Origin of the sequence: Pseudomonas sp. LW8 (assembly GCF_041956865.1) — a bacterium.
GTDB lineage: Bacteria > Pseudomonadota > Gammaproteobacteria > Pseudomonadales > Pseudomonadaceae > Aquipseudomonas > Aquipseudomonas siliginis.
The window spans coordinates 5667161-5686303 of the sequence record NZ_CP168138.1 but is presented as its reverse complement, the minus strand read 5'-3'; the positions used below and the strand labels follow the sequence as shown (position 1 = coordinate 5686303).

Annotated in this window: 16 protein-coding genes; 8 read left to right on the top strand and 8 right to left on the bottom strand. The window is 61.3% G+C overall.

Going from position 1 to position 19143, the window contains the following annotated elements:
- Positions 1-49: 49 nt before the first annotated feature.
- The 6 genes from AB9L16_RS25845 to aspA all read right to left on the bottom strand — a co-directional run bounded on the left by AB9L16_RS25845 (position 50) and on the right by aspA (position 8096).
- Positions 50-1144, bottom strand: a complete 1095-nt coding sequence (locus tag AB9L16_RS25845) for a polyamine ABC transporter substrate-binding protein (RefSeq protein ID WP_150637189.1) — start codon at positions 1142-1144, stop codon at positions 50-52.
- Positions 1141-2166 (bottom strand): histone deacetylase family protein, encoded by a 1026-nt coding sequence (locus AB9L16_RS25840; RefSeq protein WP_150637187.1) that lies wholly within the window; start codon positions 2164-2166, stop codon positions 1141-1143. Before AB9L16_RS25840 ends, AB9L16_RS25845 begins: the two co-directional genes overlap by 4 nt.
- Positions 2167-2321: 155 nt before the next feature.
- Positions 2322-3317, bottom strand: a complete 996-nt coding sequence (locus tag AB9L16_RS25835; RefSeq protein WP_256807576.1) for an AraC family transcriptional regulator — start codon at positions 3315-3317, stop codon at positions 2322-2324.
- 245 nt (positions 3318-3562) lie between these two features.
- Positions 3563-4567 (bottom strand): asparaginase, encoded by a 1005-nt coding sequence (locus AB9L16_RS25830; protein WP_375122886.1) that lies wholly within the window; start codon positions 4565-4567, stop codon positions 3563-3565.
- 171 nt (positions 4568-4738) lie between these two features.
- Entirely contained in the window at positions 4739-6187 is a 1449-nt protein-coding gene (locus AB9L16_RS25825) for a sodium:alanine symporter family protein (RefSeq protein WP_150637183.1), read from the bottom strand.
- 484 nt (positions 6188-6671) lie between these two features.
- A complete protein-coding gene (gene aspA / locus AB9L16_RS25820; protein ID WP_016772472.1) occupies positions 6672-8096 on the bottom strand; it encodes an aspartate ammonia-lyase in 1425 nt (474 codons plus the stop codon).
- A 180-nt stretch (positions 8097-8276) separates the two neighbouring features.
- Here aspA and AB9L16_RS25815 point away from each other — a divergent pair, with 180 nt between their 5' ends.
- From AB9L16_RS25815 to AB9L16_RS25795, 5 genes are all read left to right on the top strand, one after another.
- Entirely contained in the window at positions 8277-9185 is a 909-nt protein-coding gene (locus AB9L16_RS25815) for a LysR substrate-binding domain-containing protein (RefSeq protein ID WP_024014837.1), read from the top strand.
- Between the two features lie 335 nt (positions 9186-9520).
- A complete protein-coding gene (purE, locus tag AB9L16_RS25810; protein ID WP_007920220.1) occupies positions 9521-10012 on the top strand; it encodes a 5-(carboxyamino)imidazole ribonucleotide mutase in 492 nt (163 codons plus the stop codon).
- 10 nt (positions 10013-10022) lie between these two features.
- Positions 10023-11105 carry a 5-(carboxyamino)imidazole ribonucleotide synthase gene (locus AB9L16_RS25805; RefSeq protein ID WP_041476593.1) on the top strand — a complete coding sequence of 361 codons (1083 nt, stop codon included), beginning with the start codon at positions 10023-10025 and terminating at the stop codon, positions 11103-11105.
- Between the two features lie 111 nt (positions 11106-11216).
- Positions 11217-11462, top strand: coding sequence for a GlsB/YeaQ/YmgE family stress response membrane protein (locus AB9L16_RS25800; RefSeq protein ID WP_016772475.1), 246 nt, complete (start codon positions 11217-11219; stop codon positions 11460-11462).
- Between the two features lie 93 nt (positions 11463-11555).
- Positions 11556-12092 carry a DUF3299 domain-containing protein gene (locus tag AB9L16_RS25795; protein WP_056790934.1) on the top strand — a complete coding sequence of 179 codons (537 nt, stop codon included), beginning with the start codon at positions 11556-11558 and terminating at the stop codon, positions 12090-12092.
- Between the two features lie 233 nt (positions 12093-12325).
- On the opposite strand, the gene AB9L16_RS25790 is transcribed toward AB9L16_RS25795, so the two are convergent.
- Both AB9L16_RS25790 and AB9L16_RS25785 read right to left on the bottom strand, forming a co-directional pair.
- Positions 12326-13225 (bottom strand): D-hexose-6-phosphate mutarotase, encoded by a 900-nt coding sequence (locus AB9L16_RS25790; RefSeq protein WP_375122884.1) that lies wholly within the window; start codon positions 13223-13225, stop codon positions 12326-12328.
- Positions 13226-13282: 57 nt separating this feature from the next.
- Complete coding sequence (locus AB9L16_RS25785) at positions 13283-13687, bottom strand: acyl-CoA thioesterase (protein WP_003229628.1); 405 nt, start codon at positions 13685-13687, stop codon at positions 13283-13285.
- Between the two features lie 377 nt (positions 13688-14064).
- On the opposite strand from AB9L16_RS25785, the gene AB9L16_RS25780 reads away from it, so the two are divergent.
- The 3 genes from AB9L16_RS25780 (at position 14065) to AB9L16_RS25770 (ending at position 19134) form a co-directional block, all read left to right on the top strand.
- Positions 14065-15363: an MFS transporter gene (locus AB9L16_RS25780; protein ID WP_016772479.1), complete on the top strand. Its 1299-nt coding sequence runs from the start codon at positions 14065-14067 to the stop codon at positions 15361-15363.
- Positions 15364-15597: 234 nt separating this feature from the next.
- Positions 15598-16596, top strand: coding sequence for a phosphate ABC transporter substrate-binding protein PstS (locus AB9L16_RS25775; RefSeq protein WP_016772480.1), 999 nt, complete (start codon positions 15598-15600; stop codon positions 16594-16596).
- Between the two features lie 252 nt (positions 16597-16848).
- On the top strand, positions 16849-19134 hold the full coding sequence (locus tag AB9L16_RS25770) for an ABC transporter permease subunit (RefSeq protein WP_024014834.1): 2286 nt from the start codon (positions 16849-16851) through the stop codon (positions 19132-19134).
- The last annotated feature ends 9 nt before the right edge of the window (positions 19135-19143 follow it).

Genomic DNA, 19143 nt, shown 5'->3' with positions numbered 1-19143 from the left:
CAGGCAAAAAAAGACCCGCCGAGGCGGGTCTTGAGCAAACGAGCCGGTTTCAGGTCCCGGACTTGATTTTCGTCCACGCTCGCGTGCGTGCGCGTTCGGCATCCCGAGGCAGCGGCTGCAAGGTGTAGAGCGTGCTCATTGCCGCGTCGGTCGGGTACAGGTTCGGGTTGTTGCGAATGGCTGGATCGACCAGGCCGGTGGCGTCCTTGTTCGGGTTCGGATAGCCGACAAAATCGCTGACCGGGGCAATCACCGCCGGTTGCAGCAGATAGTTGATGAAGGTGTAGGCGTCCTCGGTGTTCTTCGCGCCCTTGGGAATGGCGAGCATGTCGAACCAGATCGGCGCGCCTTCTTTGGGCAAGCGCATTTCCACCACCACGCCGTTTTTCGCTTCCTTGGCGCGGTTGGCCGCTTGCGAGAAGCTGCCGGAATAACCGACGGCCACGCAGATGTCGCCGTTGGCGATGTCGGCCATGTACTTGGACGAATGGAAGTAGGTCACGTAAGGACGAATCTTCATCAGCAGCGCTTCGGCCTTGGCGTAATCCGCCGGCTTCTTGCTGTTGGGGTCCAGGCCCAGGTGTTGCAGAGCCAGCGGCAGAATCTCCGACGGTGAGTCGAGCAGGGCGACGCCGCACTGCTTGAGCTTGCTGATGTTCTCTTCCTTGAAGATCAGGTCCCAACTGTCTACCGGCGCGTTATCGCCCAGGGCTGCTTTGATCTTGGCGGGGTTGAAGCCGATCAGAATGGTGCCGTACATGTACGGCACGGCAAATTTGTTTCCAGGATCATTGGCTTCGATCAGCTTCATCAGCTTCGGATCGAGATGATTCCAGTTCGGCAACTTGCTGCGATCAAGCGGCTGGAACACTCCGGCCTCGATCTGCTTGGCGAGGAACACGTTGGACGGCACTACCACGTCATAGCCGGAGTTGCCGGTGAGCAGCTTGGCCTCGAGCGCTTCGTTGGTGTCGAAGATGTCGTAGATCAGTTTGGTCTGGCTGTTCTGTGCCTTGAAGTCGTCCAGCGCCTTGGGCGTGATGTAGTCGAACCAGTTATAAACGCGCAGCGTGCGTTCTTCGGCGTGGGCGCCAGCGCTCAGCATGGCTGCGCACAGCGCCGAGGCGATCAGTCGCTTTTTCATTGTTCGAAACCTTCCAGCACGTTCACTGCGTTGATGCCGATTTCTTCCACCGCGTAGCCACCTTCCATGACGAACAGGGTCGGCTTGCCGAGGGCGGCGATGCGCTTGCCCATGGCCAGGTAATCCGGGCTGTCGAGTTTGAACTGCGAGATCGGATCGTCCTTGAACGTATCGACGCCGAGGGAGACGACAACGATGTCCGCTCCGTAGCGATCAATCTCGTCGCAGGCCTGATCCAGCGCTGCACTCCAGACATCCCAGCCGGAACCGGCCGGCAGCGGATAGTTGAAATTGAACCCTTCACCGGCGCCTTCGCCACGCTCGTCGTCATAGCCGAGGAAGAACGGAAACTCCGCTTCCGGGTGACCGTGGATCGAAGTGAACAGGACGTCGCTGCGTTCATAGAAAATCGACTGAGTGCCGTTGCCGTGGTGGTAGTCGACGTCAAGGATCGCGACTTTCTTGTGGCCCTGATCGAGGAAGGCCTGAGCGGCGATGGCGGCGTTGTTGAGGTAGCAATAACCGCCCATCAAGTCGCTGGCGGCGTGATGTCCCGGCGGACGGCACAGCGCGAAGGCCGCGCGTGCGCCACGCTGGATTTCAGCCTGCGCGGTAAGCGCCACTTGCGCCGCGCTGTAGGCCGCTTGCCAAGTGCCGGCGGTAATCGGCGCGCCGCCGTCGAAGCTGTAATAACCGAGCTGGCCATGCAGGCTGGTCGGTTTGATCGCACGCAGCGTGCGCGCCGGCCAGGTGTAAGGCAGCAAGTCGCCGTCGGTGTTGAACTCGGTCCAGCGTTGCCATGCACCTTTGAAAAATTCCAGATAGTCACGGCTGTGAATGCGCGCGATTGGCTCCAGGCCGAAATCCTTCGGCGCTTCGACCGCCCCGAGGTTTTGCTTCTGCACGCGTTGCAGTACGTGGTCGGCACGCGACGGCATTTCGAAGCACGGCTTGAGCTGGCCATCGATGAGTTCGCAGCGGCCATGGTGCAAGTGGTGATCGTCTGAGTAGATCGTCAGCATTTGTTGTTCTCCGCAAGGCTGATTCGGTGGCTTTCAGTGTTGCGGCGCAGTTTGAATCGGAGAACGTCGGGAGCGGCCAAAAGGGGATCGATATGGCCAAAACCTCTGACCGCAATTCGCCCCTTGTTCATGCAGGCTCATGCCTGAAGTAGACATCAATGCGGTCTGAACTGACTCGGCGCCACGCCACTCCAGCGCACAAATGCATGACGGAAACTCGCGGTCTCGCTGAAGCCCAGCGTCTCGGCGATCCGATAGATCGGCAACTGGTCTTCACACAGCATCTGCTTGGCCCGTTCGAAGCGCAGTTCATCGAGCAGTTCCTGATAGCTGCTGCCCATGTCTTTCAAATGCCGGCGCAGGGTGCGCGGTGAGCACTTCATTTGCTGCGCGAGCCCCTCGAGCCCCGGCGCGGCATTCAATTGTGCGCTGAGCAACTGACGAATCCGCCCCAGCCAGGCCTGACGTCCGGTGAACTCAAGATTCTGCTTGCGGCAACGTTCGGCCATGGCCTGATGAGTGATCGCGTCGGCCAGCGGCAGCGGCTGATCGAGCCAATGGCGGTCGAAGGCGAAGGCGTTGTCTTTGGCCGAGAAGTGCAGTGGCGAGTTAAAGGGTTCGGCATAGCTGTCGCGGTAGTCCGGCGCTGCATGTTCGAAGCGCGTGGCGCGCAGCGGCAGGGAATGGCCGAGCAAGTCGTCGCAGATGACTTTCAGGGACACCAGACAGAATTCGGCGTTGAACACCGCCATCGCCGCGCTTTCACGGTAATCAGCAGCGACGAACCAGACCTGCTCGCCATCGTCTTCCAGGCTCAGTTCGAACAACGTGCCCAACAGCGCCGGATAACGGATCGCCAGCCGCAAAGCGTCACCGAAGGTGGCACAGGTCAGCAGGGCGTAACCGAGCATGCCGTAACAGGACACGTGCATGCGCCGGCCCAATTCGAGGCCAATGTCACGTTTGAGCGCGACCGCGTTGGTGCAGACCTGCATCTCTTGATGGGTGGTGATGCGCGTATCGGCCCGCTGCAGATCCGCCGCAACAATACCGCTGCCAGCCAGCAGCGCCTCGCTCGACAGGCCTTCGGCCTTGAACGTGTTGAGGATCAGCGAGACCGCGTTGAGGGTGGTGAGGTGGGAGTGGAGCATGGGATCTTCCAGCCTGGAGGTGGCTGGGACCCAGCAAGTTGCATGCCGCAGGCCCTCACCCCAGCCCTCTCCCAGAGGGAGAGGGGGCCGAACGGGGGATATTGCAGAACTACACCGACGTGAGACACCGCCGCCGAATCCATAATCGACACTGTTTATCAGGTCGGTGTATAGCGCAAGACAACAGGGTCAGTTCCCTCTCCCTCTGGGAGAGGGTTAGGGTGAGGGGCAATCCAGCGCCGAGCTCAGTTCAACTCACCACACAAATCCAGTTCGATCAATCGGCGCACTTCAGCCGTTTCCAGCCCGGCCCCCAGCAAGCCATGCAACTTGCCGAACGCCGCCTCGCGGGTCATGCCGCCACCGGACAACACGCCAACACCCCGCAAGCGGCTGCCAGCCTCGTAGACATCCAGCTCGACCCCGCCTTCATGGCATTGCGTCACTGCCACCACCACCACGCCGTTATCCCGTGCACGGCCAAGGCTGGCGAGGAACTCGGGGTTATCGCTCGGCCCGGTCCCGCTGCCGTAGCATTCCAGCACCAGACCTTGAATGCCGCTGTCGAGCAGGCCGTCGAGGACTTCGGCACTGATGCCGGGAAACAGCGGCAACACCGCGACTTTCGCCAGTTGCTTCGGCTGGTTGTAGTTCAGCGCGACTGGAATCGAAGGCGCCTTCACACCACCGCCCTGACGCTCCAGGCGTTTGAACGGATGGCGGCCGAAGCTGCGCACTTTCGCGCAGCGGGTCGGCGCCAGCAGTTCGCCGTGAAAGTACAGGTGCACGCCCGGCGCCAGGCCTTGGCCGAGGGCGACCAGCGCGCCGCCGAGGTTTTCCCAGGCATCGCTGTCGGTCACACCCGCTGGCAGCATCGAACCGGTGAAACACACGCGGGCATGCAGACCGAGCAACTGAAAACTCATCGCCGCCGCGCTGTACGCCAGGGTGTCGGTGCCGTGCAGGATCAGCACGCTGTCGCAACCTTGCACATCCACGGCATCGACCACCGCTTCGCGCAGTTGCTGCCAGTAGGCCGGGGTCATGTTGGCGCTGTCGATCAGCGGCGACATTTCCCGAAATTGCCACTGCGGCACTACCAGCTCAGGCTGACTGTGCAGGTAGTCGCGCATCCGCGCTTCGAAACCGGACGCCGGGGCCAGACCGTTGGCGCTGGCCTGCATGCCGATGGTGCCACCGGTGTAGAGCACCATGACGTGTTGAGCGGCGGGATAGGTCGACGAGCTCATAGGATTCTCCGAAACGATGAGGGCCCTGTGGGAGCGAGCCTGCTCGCGAAAGCAGTGTGTCATTCAACAATGATGTTGGCTGAAAGTCCGCCATCGCGAGCAGGCTCACTCCTACAAGTTATTGCATCACAATAACTGACGGGCGCAGGGGATGCGCCCGTCATTCACCTGTCAGCGTTGCGCTGCAGGTACGCCTTGCGGCGCAGTTTCAGTCTGGCCCGCCGTTGCTGGCGGGTTCACCGGCCAGGCGTTGCGATCCAGATCCAGATCGGCGAATTTGCTCGAATCAAACACTGGCTGTTTGACGCCGGCGCGACGCTGCTCATCGTAGTCGCGCATCACCCGCAGGCCGACCTTGAACAGCATGGCCAGGGCCACGAGGTTGACGAAGGCCAGACAGGTCATGGTGATGTCGGCGAAGGCGAACACCGTCGTCAGGTCCTGCATCGAACCCCATACCACCAGCGCCAGCACCAGGCCGCGGAACAGCATCAGCAGGGCGCGGTTGCGGCTGAGGAACTGCAAGCTGTTCTCGCCCAGGTAGTAGTTGTAGAGGATGCAGGTGAAGACGAACAGCGACAGCGCAACGCTGACGAACATGCGGCCCCAGTCACCGACCACGGCCGCCAGCGAGTTCTGGGTCAGGACGATACCGTCACCTTCGAAGCCCGGGGTATAGAAGCCCGACAGCAGGATCAGCAGCGCGGTGCAGGTGCAGATCACGAAGGTGTCGAGGAATACGCTGAAAGCCTGGACCACGCCCTGCGCGCCCGGGTGCTTGACGGCGGCCACGGCCGCGACGTTCGGCGCACTGCCCAGGCCCGCTTCGTTGGCGAACACGCCACGCTTCACGCCCATGACAATGGCGCTGCCGAGCAGGCCGGCAAACGCCGGGTCGAGGCCGAAGGCGCTCTTGAAGATGGTTTCCAGCATGGCCGGCACGTGTTCGATCTGGGTGCCGATCACGTACAGGGTCACGCCGATGTAGGCCAGGGTCTTGATCGGTACCAGCAGGTCGGACACCGAAGCGATGCGCTTGATCCCGCCGATAAAGGTGATGGCCAGCAGCACCGCCAGGACGATACCGGTGTGTTGCGGGTTGAAGTCAAAGGCGTTCTGCAGCGAGTGGGTCACGGTGTAGGACTGCAGGCCGATGAAGGCGAAGCCGTAGGTGACCAGCAGCAGAACGGAGAAGACTATCGCCATGCCTTTGAGCTTTAGCCCGTGCTGGATGTAGTAGGCCGGACCGCCACGGTACAGGCCATCGCCATCGGCGCGCTTGTAGACCTGGGCCAGGGTGCACTCGAAGAAGCTGCTGGACATGCCGACCAGTGCGGTCACCCACATCCAGAACACCGCACCCGGACCACCGAGGGTCACGGCGATGCCGACACCGGCGATGTTGCCTGCACCGACGCGGCCGGCGAGGCTGAGCATCAAGGCCTGGAACGAGCTGAGTTGCCCGGCGCTGCCTTTGAGGCTGTCGCGGAACACCGCGAACATGTGGAAGAAATGACGCAGTTGAACGAAACGCGAGCGAATCGTGAAGTAACTACCGAGCCCGACAATGAGCACGATCAGTACTTTCCCTGAGAGGAAGTCGTTGATGACTTCGAGCATGGATTTATCCTCGCTGTTTTTTGTGGGTGCAAATGCTGGATCGGAGAAACATCGTGTTACACCGGCCTGCGCGCGGCACGACGGGTGAGGCGAAGGTTTCGTCCCGGATCCATATCGCGGGTTTTGTTATTAGTTCGGGTTTCGCATGGGTTATGGCCTCGTTACCGACGACCGCTCACGCGAAGAGGGGCGGCACTATACCGATCAGTGGCGCGCCCGTCTGCACGGTAGTGGTGCAAGCGACGAAACGAGGTTGCTGCAAATCAAAAGATCGCAGCCTTCGGCAGCTCCTACAGGTGCACGTCAATCCTGTAGGAGCTGCCGAAGGCTGCGATCTTGGCGGTATCGAATACACAAAGCATCTAACGTCCTGCCCGCAAAGAAGTTAAAAAAAAGGGCTCGGGGACAAAATCCCCAAGCCCTCAAAAGGTGAGAGGTGTCTAGTCCCTCGACCTGGTGAGCGGTGCTACAAGTTCGCGTCGGCTCAGGCTTTGAGCGGAACCAGACGCGGGGCAATCATGTTTTCCGGGCGCAGGATGTCGGCGAGCATGGCTTCGTCGAGCAGACCTTCTTCGCGCACCAGTTCCAGCACGCCGCGGCCGCTTTCGAGAGCGATACGGGCGATGCGGGTGGCGTTTTTGTAGCCGATGTACGGGTTCAGTGCGGTGACCAGACCGATCGAGTGCTCGACCAGTTCACGGCAGCGCGCTTCGTTGGCGGTGATGCCGACGATGCAGTGCTCGCGCAGCATGTCCATGGCACGTTGCAGCAGGCGGATCGAGTCGAGGATCTTGAAAGCGATCAGCGGCTCCATCACGTTCAGTTGCAGCTGGCCGCCCTCGGCTGCCATGGTCAGCGCCAGATCGTTACCGATGACCTGGAACGCGACCTGGTTCACGGCTTCCGGGATCACCGGGTTGACCTTGCCGGGCATGATCGAGCTGCCTGGCTGACGCGCCGGCAGGTTGATTTCATTGATGCCGGTGCGTGGGCCGCTGGACAGCAGGCGCAGGTCGTTGCAGATCTTCGACAGCTTGACCGCGGTGCGCTTGAGCATGCCGGAGAACAGCACGAACGCGCCCATGTCGGAGGTCGCTTCGATCAGGTCGGCGGCCGGTACCAGCGGTTGCCCGCTGATCAAAGCCAGACGTTGAACAGCCAGTGCCTGATAACGCGGGTCGGCGTTGATGCCGGTGCCGATCGCGGTGCCGCCCAGGTTGACTTCGGTCAGTAGCTCCGGGGCCAGCGTCTTCAGACGCGCGAGGTCTTCGCCCATGGTGGTGGCGAAGGCACGGAATTCCTGGCCGAGGGTCATCGGCACGGCGTCTTGCAGCTGGGTACGGCCCATTTTCAGGACGTGGTCGAACTCTTTGCCCTTGGCCGCGAAGGCCTGAATCAGGCTGTCGAGACTGGCCAGCAGCGCGTCGTGACCCAGCAGCAGACCCAGGCGGATCGCCGTCGGGTAGGCGTCGTTGGTCGACTGCGCCATGTTCACGTCGTCGTTCGGGTGCAGGTACTGGTACTCGCCTTTCTCGTGGCCCATCGCTTCCAGAGCAATGTTGGCGATCACTTCGTTGGCGTTCATGTTGGTGGAGGTGCCGGCGCCACCTTGAATCATGTCGACCACGAACTCTTCGTGGTAATCGCCGCGGATCAATCGCGCACAGGCTTCGCTGATGGCAGCGTGCTTGGCTTCGCTCAGGTGACCCAGCTCGCGGTTGGCGTCAGCGGCGGCCTGTTTGACCATCGCCAGGCCCACAACCAGTTTCGGGTAATGCGAAATCGGAACGCCCGAGAGGCGGAAGTTATTCACCGCTCGCAGGGTCTGGATGCCGTAATACGCATGGGCCGGTACTTCGAGGGCGCCAAGCAGGTCGGTTTCTGTGCGGAAAGATGCAGCGGAGGACATGATAGAAATCATCTCGATAAGGACCCGGTCTGTGCCGGAACGCTGCGAATGCTAGGCTTGTGGGGATTTTTGGGCCAATGCTGTTCAGCACTGCCCTATGCACATTCGGCATAATGCCCGTGTGACGCCGCCTGTGCGGCAGACGTGTGACCTGTTTTGGTGCGTGTCCGGGAGGACGTGATGAATCTGGAAAGCAAATGGCTCGAGGACTTCAGTGCCCTGGCCGCCACCCGCAGCTTCTCTCAGGCGGCCGAACGGCGCTTCGTGACCCAGCCGGCATTCAGTCGGCGGATCCGCAGCCTCGAAGCGGCGCTGGGGCTGACTCTGGTCAATCGCTCGCGCACGCCGGTCGAACTGACGGCGGCGGGGCAGTTGTTTCTGGTGACTGCGCGCACCGTGGTCGAACAACTCGGTGAAGTGCTGCGCCACCTGCATCATCTGGAAGGCGGGCAGGGCGAGGTCATGCAAGTCGCAGCGGCGCACTCGCTGGCGCTAGGCTTTTTCCCGCGCTGGATCGCCCAGTTGCGCAACGAAGGGCTGAACATCGCCACACGGCTGGTGGCGACCAACGTCGGCGACGCCGTGCACGCTTTGCGTGAAGGTGGCTGCGATCTGATGCTGGCGTTCTACGACCCGGATTCGGCGATGCAGATGGACCCGGAGATTTTCCCGTCGCTGCACTTGGGCCAGACCGAGATGCTGCCGGTGTGCGCGGCAGATCTGGATGGCAAACCATTGTTCGATCTGGAAGGCGAGGCGAGTGTGCCGTTGCTGGCTTACAGCGCCGGGGCGTTTCTCGGTCGTTCGGTGAACGGCTTGCTGCGCCAGCGCCAGTTGCGCTTCACCACGATCTACGAAACCGCGATGGCCGACAGCCTGAAAAGCATGGCCCTGGAAGGCCTCGGCATTGCCTGGGTGCCGCAACTGAGCGTACGCGCCGAACTGGCCCGCGGTGAACTGGTGGTGTGCGGCGGCCCGCAATGGCATGTGCCGCTGGAGATCCGCCTGTACCGCTGCGCCCTGGTGCGCAAGGCCAACGTGCGGTTGCTGTGGCGAAAACTAGAAGGTGGCGCCGCACAAAGCGCTTGAAGCTGATGAAGATCGAATGTGGGAGCGAGCCTGCTCGCGAATGCGGAGTTTCAGGCGCTGAGGTATCGTCTGACGCAACGCTTTCGCGAGCAGGCTCGCTCCCACAGGGGGATTTTTGCGGTGTTCTTTCGCTGACCTCAAGGTCAATAAAACCGGGCGTTTCGCTCATTTGACAGATGGTCGTTTCGGGGGCTGTTTATTGCTTTCTTTGCGGTATACTGCGCGGCCTTCGGCCGGCACGTCCGGCCATTTTTCGTACAATCAAGCCACGCAACCTGCGTGGCTTGTTGTTTTATGACGCGCCTGCGGGCGCTCCAGAGAGAAGAGGCGCGACGATGAGTGCACTGGTTGGCGTGATCATGGGCTCCAAGTCCGATTGGTCCACCCTTAGCCACACCGCCGATATGCTGGAAAAGCTCGGCATCCCGTACGAGGTCAAGGTGGTTTCCGCCCACCGCACCCCGGATCTGCTGTTCCAGTACGCCGAAGAGGCTGAAAGCCGCGGCATTGAGGTGATCATCGCCGGTGCCGGTGGCGCAGCCCACTTGCCAGGCATGTGTGCGGCCAAGACCCACCTGCCGGTGCTGGGCGTGCCGGTGCAGTCGGCCATGCTCTCGGGCGTCGATTCGCTGCTGTCGATCGTGCAGATGCCTGCGGGCATTCCGGTTGCCACCCTGGCTATCGGCAAGGCCGGCGCAATCAACGCCGCCCTGCTCTCGGCGAGCATCCTCGGCGCCAAGCACCCGCAATTTCACGCGGTACTGAAAACCTTCCGTGCCGAGCAGACAGACAGCGTCCTGGACAATCCAGACCCACGTATTGCCTGAGGTTGTTGAGATGAAGATCGGTGTAATCGGTGGCGGCCAGTTGGGTCGCATGTTGGCCCTGGCGGGCACTCCGCTGGGCATGAACTTCGCTTTCCTCGACCCTGCGCCGGACGCCTGTGCGGCCGCGCTGGGCGAACACCTGCGGGCCGATTACGGCGATCAGGATCATCTGCGCCAACTGGCCGATGAAGTCGATCTGGTGACCTTCGAATTCGAAAGCGTCCCGGCCGAAACCGTGGCGTTTCTTTCGCAATTCGTGCCGGTCTACCCGAGCGCCGAAGCCCTGCGCATTGCTCGTGACCGCTGGTTCGAAAAGAGCATGTTCAAAGACCTCGGCATTCCGACCCCGGCCTTCGCCGACATCCAGTCGCAAGCCGACCTGGATGCCGCCGTCGCTTCCATCGGTCTGCCGGCCGTGCTGAAAACCCGCACCCTGGGTTATGACGGCAAGGGCCAGAAAGTCCTGCGCAAACCGGAAGACGTGGCGGGTACGTTCGCCGAACTGGGCAGCGTTGCCTGCTTGCTGGAAGGCTTCGTGCCGTTCACCGGCGAAGTGTCGCTGATCGCCGTGCGTGCCCGCGATGGTGAAACGAAGTTCTATCCACTGGTGCACAACACCCACGACAGCGGCATCCTCAAGCTGTCGGTGGCCAGCACCGATCACCCGTTGCAGGCGCTGGCGGAAGATTATTCCAGTCGCGTGCTCAAACACCTCGACTACGTCGGCGTGATGGCTTTTGAGTTTTTCGAAGTCGACGGTGGCCTGAAAGCCAACGAAATCGCCCCGCGCGTGCACAACTCCGGGCACTGGACCACCGAAGGTGCCGAGTGCAGCCAGTTCGAAAACCACCTGCGCGCCGTGGCCGGCCTGCCGCTGGGTTCGACCGCCAAGGTCGGCGAGAGCGCGATGCTCAACTTCATCGGCGTAGTGCCGCCGGTGGAGAAAGTCATCGCTATCGAAGACTGCCACTTGCATCACTACGGCAAAGCTTTCAAGGCCGGACGCAAGGTCGGCCACGCCAACCTGCGCTGCGCTGACATGGCCACGCTGCAAGCGCAGATCATCAAGGTCGAAGCGCTGATCGCCGAGTAAACCAGTTTCATGTGGCCGCGGCGGAACCATTCAGGGGCCGCCGTTCTCTCATGGCAGGATGCGAAACACTGGCTAGTCTTTCGCATATCTTCCAAATCAGAGGGAAATGCCATGGGAATTATCGGAACCATCTTTATCGGCTTGATCGTCGGCCTGCTGGCTCGGTTCCTGAAACCGGGCGATGACAGCATGGGCTGGATCATGACCATCCTGCTCGGTATCGGCGGTTCGCTGGCGGCCACCTACGGCGGCCAGGCTCTGGGCATCTATCAGGCGGGCGAGGGCGCGGGTTTCCTCGGCGCACTGGTCGGCGCTGTCGTGTTGCTGGTGATCTACGGTCTGATCAAAAAGAACTGATCGAAAGCGACAAAGCCCTCTCGGCCAGCGCGGCCGGGAGGGCTAGAATGCGCGGCGACTCACCGTCCATTCCTTTGCCTGCCGAGCACCTTCATGCGCCGTCTTCTGTTGACTCTCCTCTTGCTGGGCAGCTATCTCGCCCACGCCGGCGAACTGCCGGAAACCGACTGGCTGGAACTGATGCCCAAGTCGGATCAAAAGGCCCTCGAGGCCATGCCGGAAATCGACCACAACTCCCCCGAAGCCACCGGCACCTTCACCGAGAAGGGCGGGATGAAGCAGGCCAAAGGTCTGCCAGCGGTGATGTATTCGACGAAAACCGTGGCGTCGATGAACGACAAGCACATCCGCATCGGTGGTTACCCGGTGCCGCTGGAGTCCGATGCCAAGGGCCGCAGCACGCTGTTCTTCCTTGTGCCGTATCCGGGCGCCTGCATCCACGTGCCGCCACCACCGCCGAATCAACTGGTGCTGGTGCGATATCCGAAAGGGTTGAAGCTGGAGGATATCTACACACCGCTTTGGGTGACCGGCACGCTTAAAATCGAAAAGGTCAGTAATGACCTGGCGGATGCGGCGTATGCGCTGGAGGCGGAGAAGGTGCGGGTGGTGCAGGAGGCTGACCTCTAAAGCGCGCCGCACATAAATTTGGGAGCGAGCCTTTGTGGTGAGGGGATTTATCTGTGGTGAAGGGATTTATCTGTGGCGAGGGGATTTATCTGTGGCGAGGGGATTTATCCCCGCTGGACTGCGCAGCAGGCCCCAGCTTTTGATTTAAAAAAAAAGCGGGCGCCGCTTCGCGACCCAGCGGGGATAAATCCCCTCGCCACGGGGCTCTTTGCCCTTTTGTATTGCGCTAGAGCTTAGAGCGGCGTAGCGGCCACGTTGACACCCATCGTATGGCGCGCACCCGGCGCCAGGGTCACCAGATCATCCATCACATTCGCCGTTTCGATGCACAGCATGCGTTGCCAGCCATCGTTGTCCATGTCCGGCAGTGCGGCGGCGCGGTCGATCCACGGGTTCCAGATCACCGCAGTGCGCGAGCCGGTAGAGGTCAGCACGATGCGTCGTTCCCAGGTCGGATCAACGATGCTCAATTGCGGCGGAGCATTGAGGTAGATGCGGTCGGTCTCGCCGGCGAAATGCAGATCGCCGCTCTGGCTGGCCGTGTTCCAGTCGTCCAGGGTCTCGATGTAGTTGAGCCCGGCCACGCCGTCGACATGCACATTACGCACGTCACTCACGGCGAAATAGGTGTGCAGCGCCTGACTCAGCGTGACGCTGTCAGTCCCCCGGTTATGGCTGGTCAGACTGTAATGCAGTTGATCCGCCAGATGCAGGGTCAGGGTCAGATCGACTTCGTGGGGCCAGCCCGGCAGGCCACCTTCCGGGTAGGGCAGCTTGAATTCGACCTTGATGCCGTCAGCCTCTGATTCGATGTTGCCCAACTCCCAGTCCATCGCCCGCACCAGACCGTGCGCGGGGGCCGGCTGCTCGCCGGTATACATGGCCTGCACGCTGCTCGGGTTGCGTTCGAATTTGCCGAACCACGGCCAGCACACCGGCACGCCGGCGCGGATGCTTTTGCCGGTCTTGAACTCGGCCTTGTCGTTGAGCCAGATGATCGGCGGCTGGCCGTCGATCTGATAACTGAGGATGTGCGCGCCTTGCTGGGCCACCAGCACTTCGGCCTTGCCGTGGCGGATGCGCCAGCAGTTCAGTTCATCCTGTTTCACGGCTTCAACGTTGGGCGTGTTCATGGGCAACTCTCGATCAGACACTGGGGACGACTATCGACCGCAAAACGGTCGCGAGGTTTAACGCGCGCGTGGCGGCACCGAACGGGTGCGACCGCTGCCGTCGATGGCGACGAAAACGAAAACCGCTTCGGTGACCTTGCGCCATTCGCTGGAGAGTGGGTCATCGCTCCACACTTCGACCATCATCTGGATCGAGCTGCGGCCGATTTCCAGGGTCTGGGTATAAAAGGACAACTGCGCGCCGACCGCGACCGGGACGAGGAACGCCATGCGGTCGATGGCGACAGTGGCAACGCGGCCACCGGCCACCCGGCTGGCCATGGCGGTGCCGGCCAGATCCATCTGCGCGACCAGCCAGCCGCCGAAAATATCGCCAAAGCCGTTGGTTTCGCGGGGAAGTGCGGTGATTTGCAGGGCCAGGTCGCCCTGTGGGATCGGATCTTCTTGTTCGAGCTCTATCATGCCGAGGGGCCTCTGACCCATGACTCTTCGTGGGTATTGCGAGTGGTAGCCGTCTTCAAGAAAAACGATTCAACACCGAACACACTGCGTTCGTCACGTTTTCCATCAGGCGCCTAAAGGGAAACTCTGCGAAAAAGGCTAAATCCCGAGCAAAGGACGGGCCAACAACGTTTTCGCACAGCAACCTCTTACAAATCCTGCGCAGGTGGCGAGTATATCGGTCGATAGACCCCGCGACGACCACCCGGTTCTGATTTCGACCGTCAATTACGCGCCTCTATGTGCTTTTTCGAACAATTTGCTATGGTGCCGAACCTGTCCAAGCCACCGCCAGCGTTGTTGTGGCGACAGATTCGACTATAAGAGAAGCCCTTGCCATGACCACAGCGCCTTCGAGCCTCGCGCAGCCCGAGCAACCCGCACGACCGTTGACCCGCAATGACTACAAGACTCTGTCGCTGTCCGCCCTTGGCGGGGCGCTGGAGTTCTACGATTTCATCATCTTCGTTTTCTTCGCCACCGTCGTCGGCAAGCTGTTCTTCCCGGCCGACATGCCCGAGTGGCTGCGGTTGATGCAGACCTTCGGCATCTTCGCCGCCGGCTATCTGGCGCGTCCTTTGGGCGGCATCGTCATGGCGCACTTCGGTGACCTGCTGGGGCGCAAGAAGATGTTCACCCTGAGCATTTTCATGATGGCCGTGCCGACGCTGATCATGGGGCTGCTGCCGACCTACGCGCAGATCGGCATCTGGGCACCGATCCTGTTGCTGCTGATGCGGGTGATCCAGGGCGCCGCTATTGGCGGTGAGGTGCCGGGAGCGTGGGTCTTCGTTTCCGAACACGTACCGCAAAAGCACATCGGTTATGCCTGCGGCACGCTCACCAGTGGCCTGACTGCCGGCATCCTCCTCGGCTCGCTGGTCGCCACGGCAATCAACAGCATTTATACGCCAGCCGAAGTGTCGGATTACGCCTGGCGGATCCCGTTCCTGCTCGGCGGCGTGTTCGGCCTGTTCTCGGTGTACCTGCGCCGCTGGCTGCACGAGACACCGGTGTTCGCCGAACTGCAATTGCGCAAGGCACTGGCCGAAGAAGTGCCGTTGCGCGCGGTGCTGCGTGACCATCGCGGCGCCATCGCGATTTCGATGCTGCTGACCTGGCTGCTCTCGGCTGGCGTCGTCGTAGTGATCCTGATGACCCCGACCGTGCTGCAAACGGTCTACCACTTCTCGCCGACCACGGCGCTGCAGGCCAACAGCCTGGCCATCGTCTTCCTCAGCCTCGGCTGCATTGGCGCTGGCGCGCTGGCCGATCGCTTCGGCGCCGGTCGCGTCTTTGTCTTTGGCTGCCTCGGTCTGCTGATCAGCTCCTGGACCTTCTACCACAGCCTCGCCGACCACCCGGACTGGTTGTTCCCGCTGTACGCATTGACCGGCTTGCTGGTCGGCACCATCGGCGCGGTGCCGTACGTGATGGTCAAAGCGTTCCCGCCGGTGGTTCGCTTCAGTGGCCTGTCGTTTTCCTACAACGTCGCGTACGCGATCTTCGGTGGCCTGACGCCAATGGTGGTCAGTCTGCTGCTGAAGGAAAGCGCGATGGGGCCTGCCTACTATGTGGCAGTGCTGTGCGGGATGGGGATTCTGGTAGGCGCCTGGCTCTGGAAGAAGGGGCGCTAAAGCCCAGGATCTACTCCACCAATACCGGCCACTTCGCGAGCAGGCTCGCTCCCACAGTTGGAATGCATTTCAATTGTGGGAGCGAGCCTGCTCGCGAATGGGGACGCCACAAATCATCCAGCAAAACCCGATGCTGGCCTTTCATCCAATTGTCATATTTCAGCCATAGAGTGTTCACATGGCCTGCTGATACTTGGCCCCGACTTAACACACCCTATCTGCTAGGAGTAAGGCATGAAACTGAAGCGTTTGATGGCGGCAATGACTTTTGTCGCTGCTGGCGTTGCGACTGCCAACGCGTTCGCCGCTGTTGACCCTGCTATCCCGAGCTACACCAAGACCACTGGTGTGTCGGGCAACCTGTCCAGCGTCGGTTCCGATACCCTGGCAAACCTCATGACCCTGTGGGCCGAGAACTACAAAAAAGAATACCCGAACGTCAACATCCAGATTCAGGCTGCCGGTTCTTCCACCGCGCCACCTGCACTCACCGAAGGCACCGCTAACCTGGGCCCGATGAGCCGCAAGATGAAGGACAACGAGCTGCAGGCTTTCGAGCAGAAGTACGGCTACAAGCCGACGGCGATCCCGGTTGCCGTGGATGCCCTGGCCGTGTTCGTGCACAAGGACAACCCGATCAAGCACCTGACCATGGCTCAGGTCGATGCGATCTTCTCCTCGACGCGCCTGTGCGGTGCCAAAGCTGACGTCAAGACCTGGGGTGACCTGGGCGTGACCGGTGACCTGGCCAACAAGCCGGTCCAGCTGTTCGGCCGTAACTCGGTGTCCGGCACCTACGGCTACTTCAAGGAAGAAGCCCTGTGCAAAGGTGACTACAAGCCAAACGTCAACGAACAACCAGGTTCGGCGTCGGTGGTGCAGTCGATCAGCAGCTCGCTTAACGGCGTCGGCTACTCGGGCATCGGCTACAAGACCGCCAGCGTGAAAACCGTAGCCCTGGCCAAGAAAGAAGGCGGCGAGTTCATCGAAGACACCGAAGAAAACGCCCTGAACGGCAAGTATCCGCTGTCGCGCTTCCTCTACGTTTACGTCAACAAAGCCCCGAACAAGCCTCTGGCCCCGCTGGAAGCCGAGTTCGTGAAGCTGGTGCTGTCGAAGCAGGGCCAGGAAGTGGTAGTGAAAGACGGCTACATCCCGCTGCCAGCCAAGGTTGCTGCCAAAGCACTGGCTGACCTCGGTCTGCAAGAAGGCGGCGCTGTCGCCAAGAAGTAACACCGCAGATCCGGGGCAACCCCCCGGACCTGCTGGAACCGTGTAGGAGCTGACGAGTGAAACGAGGCTGCGATCTTTTGATCTGGCCTCTGATCGCAAGATCAAAAGATCGCAGCCTCGGTTCCCTCGACAGCTCCTGCACAGGTTTCACAACCTCGAATTCTCGACTCCGCTGCCGGACTTCCGGCTGGCGGATTTGCTGCGTCACTGCACTGTCATCTTTCTGTCATACAGGATCGCTAGGGTGTGCGCATGAATGATCTGGCCAATTCCCCAATGACTACGTCTTCCCCTCCCAAGCGCATTGATTTCAATACGCCTGAGCTGCAACGCAAGCGCCGCATCCGCGCGCTCAAGGATCGCTTCACCCGTTGGTACGTCCTCGTTGGCGGCCTGGCGGTGCTCGCGGCCATCACCCTGATCTTCTTCTTCCTCGCCTACGTCGTTGCGCCACTGTTTCAAGGCGCCGACCTGACCGCGAAAGACTCGATCACCCCGGCCTGGATGCAGGACGCGGGCAAGCCGCTGATGATCTCGCTCGAAGAGCAGAATCAGGTGGCCATGCGTGTATCCGACAAGGGCCAGGCGCTGTTCTTCGATCTCGACAGTGGCGCTGAATTGAGGCGTGTCGATCTGCCGCTGCCTGCGGGCGCCACTGTGACGTCTATTGGCGAAGACCAGCCGGGTCATCCGCTGGTGGCCGTGGGTCTGTCCAACGGTCAGGCGCTGGTGTTCCGTCATACCTATAAAGTCAGCTATCCCGATGGCAAGAAAACCATCAGCCCGGCCATCGAATATCCCTATGGCGAGGCGCCAATTGCGCTGAACGAAAGCGGCGGCGCGCTGGAGCATGTCAGCCTCAACGCCACCGACTCGACGCTGATGCTGGTCGGCTCCACTGGCTCGCAACTCAATGTGCTGTCGCTGACCAGCGAAGAAAACATGATGACCGGCGAAGTCACCAACGAGCAGACGCGCATCGATCTGCCGCAGATGACCGAGCCGGTGAAAAACATCTTCGTCGACCCGCGCCAGCAGTGGCTGTACGTGGTCAACGGTCGTGCTCAGGCCGACGTGTTCAGCCTGCGCGACAAGAGCCTCAACGGGCGCTACAAACTGCTGGAAAACGCTGACGCCCAAGTCACTGCCACCGCGCAGCTGGTCGGCGGTATCTCGCTGATCGTCGGCGATTCCAAGGGCGGTCTGGCCCAGTGGTTCATGGCTCGCGATACCGATGGCGAGCAGCGTCTGAAGCAGATCCGCACCTTCCAGATGGGCACCACGCCGATCGTTGAAATCGCTGCCGAAGAACGCCGCAAAGGCTTCCTCGCCCTTGATGCCAGCGGCAAGCTCGGCGTGTTCCACAGCACCGCACACCGCACGTTGCTGGTCGATCAGGTGGTTGAAGGCCAGGGCCTGTTTGGTCTGTCGCCGCGCGCCAACCGGGTGATCGTCGAAGCCGGCGGCAAGCTGCAACCGCTGCTGCTCGACAACCCGCACCCGGAAGTATCGTGGAGCGCGCTGTGGAGCAAGGTCTGGTACGAGAACTACGACGAGCCTAAATACGTCTGGCAATCGACCGCCGCCAACACCGATTTCGAACCGAAACTGAGCCTGTCGCCGCTGACCTTCGGCACCCTGAAAGCCGCGTTCTACGCCATGCTGCTGGCCGCGCCACTGGCCGTCGCTGCGGCGATCTACACCGCGTACTTCATGGCGCCGGGCATGCGCCGCAAGGTCAAACCGGTGATCGAGCTGATGGAAGCGATGCCGACGGTGATCCTCGGTTTCTTTGCCGGCCTGTTCCTCGCGCCGTACGTAGAAGGCCATCTGCCGGGCATCTTCAGCCTGCTGATGTTGCTGCCGATCGGCATTCTGGTCGCCGGTTTCACCTTCAGCCGCCTGCCCGAGTCGATCCGCCTGAAAGTCCCGGACGGCTGGGAAAGTGCGCTGCTGATTCCGGTGATCCTGTTTGTGGGCTGGCTCTCGCTGTACATGAGCCCGTTCATGGAGAACTGGTTCTTCGGCGGCGACATGCGCATGTGGATCTCCCATGACCTGGGCATCACCTACGACCAGCGCAACGCCCTGGTGGTCGGTCTGGCCATGGGTTTCGCGGTGATCCCGAACATCTACTCGATCGCCGAAGACGCCGTGTTCAGTGTGCCGCGCGGCCTGACCCTGGGTTCGCTGGCCCTGGGTGCGACGCCATGGCAGACCATGACCCGCGTGGTGATCCTGACCGCCAGCCCGGGCATCTTCTCGGCGCTGATGATCGGCATGGGCCGTGCGGTCGGCGAAACCATGATCGTGCTGATGGCCACCGGCAACACCCCGGTGATGGAGATGAACCTGTTCGAAGGCCTGCGCACCCTGGCCGCCAACGTCGCGGTGGAAATGCCCGAGTCGGAAGTCGGCGGCAGCCACTACCGCGTGCTGTTCCTCTCGGCGCTGGTGCTGCTGTTGTTCACCTTCGTCATGAACACCCTGGCAGAACTGATTCGTCAGCGTCTGCGCAAGAAATACTCGTCGCTTTAAGCAAAGGTA

Coding starts and splice junctions, on each gene's coding strand:
- AB9L16_RS25825 (WP_150637183.1), bottom strand. CDS start 6,187: ATGCTCGAAGTCATCAACGACTTCCTCTCAGGGAAAGTACTGATCGTG.
- AB9L16_RS25790 (WP_375122884.1), bottom strand. CDS start 13,225: ATGAACACGCCCAACGTTGAAGCCGTGAAACAGGATGAACTGAACTGC.
- aspA (WP_016772472.1), bottom strand. CDS start 8,096: ATGTCCTCCGCTGCATCTTTCCGCACAGAAACCGACCTGCTTGGCGCC.
- AB9L16_RS25780 (WP_016772479.1), top strand. CDS start 14,065: ATGACCACAGCGCCTTCGAGCCTCGCGCAGCCCGAGCAACCCGCACGA.
- AB9L16_RS25805 (WP_041476593.1), top strand. CDS start 10,023: ATGAAGATCGGTGTAATCGGTGGCGGCCAGTTGGGTCGCATGTTGGCC.
- purE (WP_007920220.1), top strand. CDS start 9,521: ATGAGTGCACTGGTTGGCGTGATCATGGGCTCCAAGTCCGATTGGTCC.
- AB9L16_RS25830 (WP_375122886.1), bottom strand. CDS start 4,567: ATGAGCTCGTCGACCTATCCCGCCGCTCAACACGTCATGGTGCTCTAC.
- AB9L16_RS25775 (WP_016772480.1), top strand. CDS start 15,598: ATGAAACTGAAGCGTTTGATGGCGGCAATGACTTTTGTCGCTGCTGGC.
- AB9L16_RS25845 (WP_150637189.1), bottom strand. CDS start 1,144: ATGAAAAAGCGACTGATCGCCTCGGCGCTGTGCGCAGCCATGCTGAGC.
- AB9L16_RS25795 (WP_056790934.1), top strand. CDS start 11,556: ATGCGCCGTCTTCTGTTGACTCTCCTCTTGCTGGGCAGCTATCTCGCC.
- AB9L16_RS25840 (WP_150637187.1), bottom strand. CDS start 2,166: ATGCTGACGATCTACTCAGACGATCACCACTTGCACCATGGCCGCTGC.
- AB9L16_RS25800 (WP_016772475.1), top strand. CDS start 11,217: ATGGGAATTATCGGAACCATCTTTATCGGCTTGATCGTCGGCCTGCTG.
- AB9L16_RS25770 (WP_024014834.1), top strand. CDS start 16,849: ATGAATGATCTGGCCAATTCCCCAATGACTACGTCTTCCCCTCCCAAG.
- AB9L16_RS25785 (WP_003229628.1), bottom strand. CDS start 13,687: ATGATAGAGCTCGAACAAGAAGATCCGATCCCACAGGGCGACCTGGCC.
- AB9L16_RS25835 (WP_256807576.1), bottom strand. CDS start 3,317: ATGCTCCACTCCCACCTCACCACCCTCAACGCGGTCTCGCTGATCCTC.
- AB9L16_RS25815 (WP_024014837.1), top strand. CDS start 8,277: ATGAATCTGGAAAGCAAATGGCTCGAGGACTTCAGTGCCCTGGCCGCC.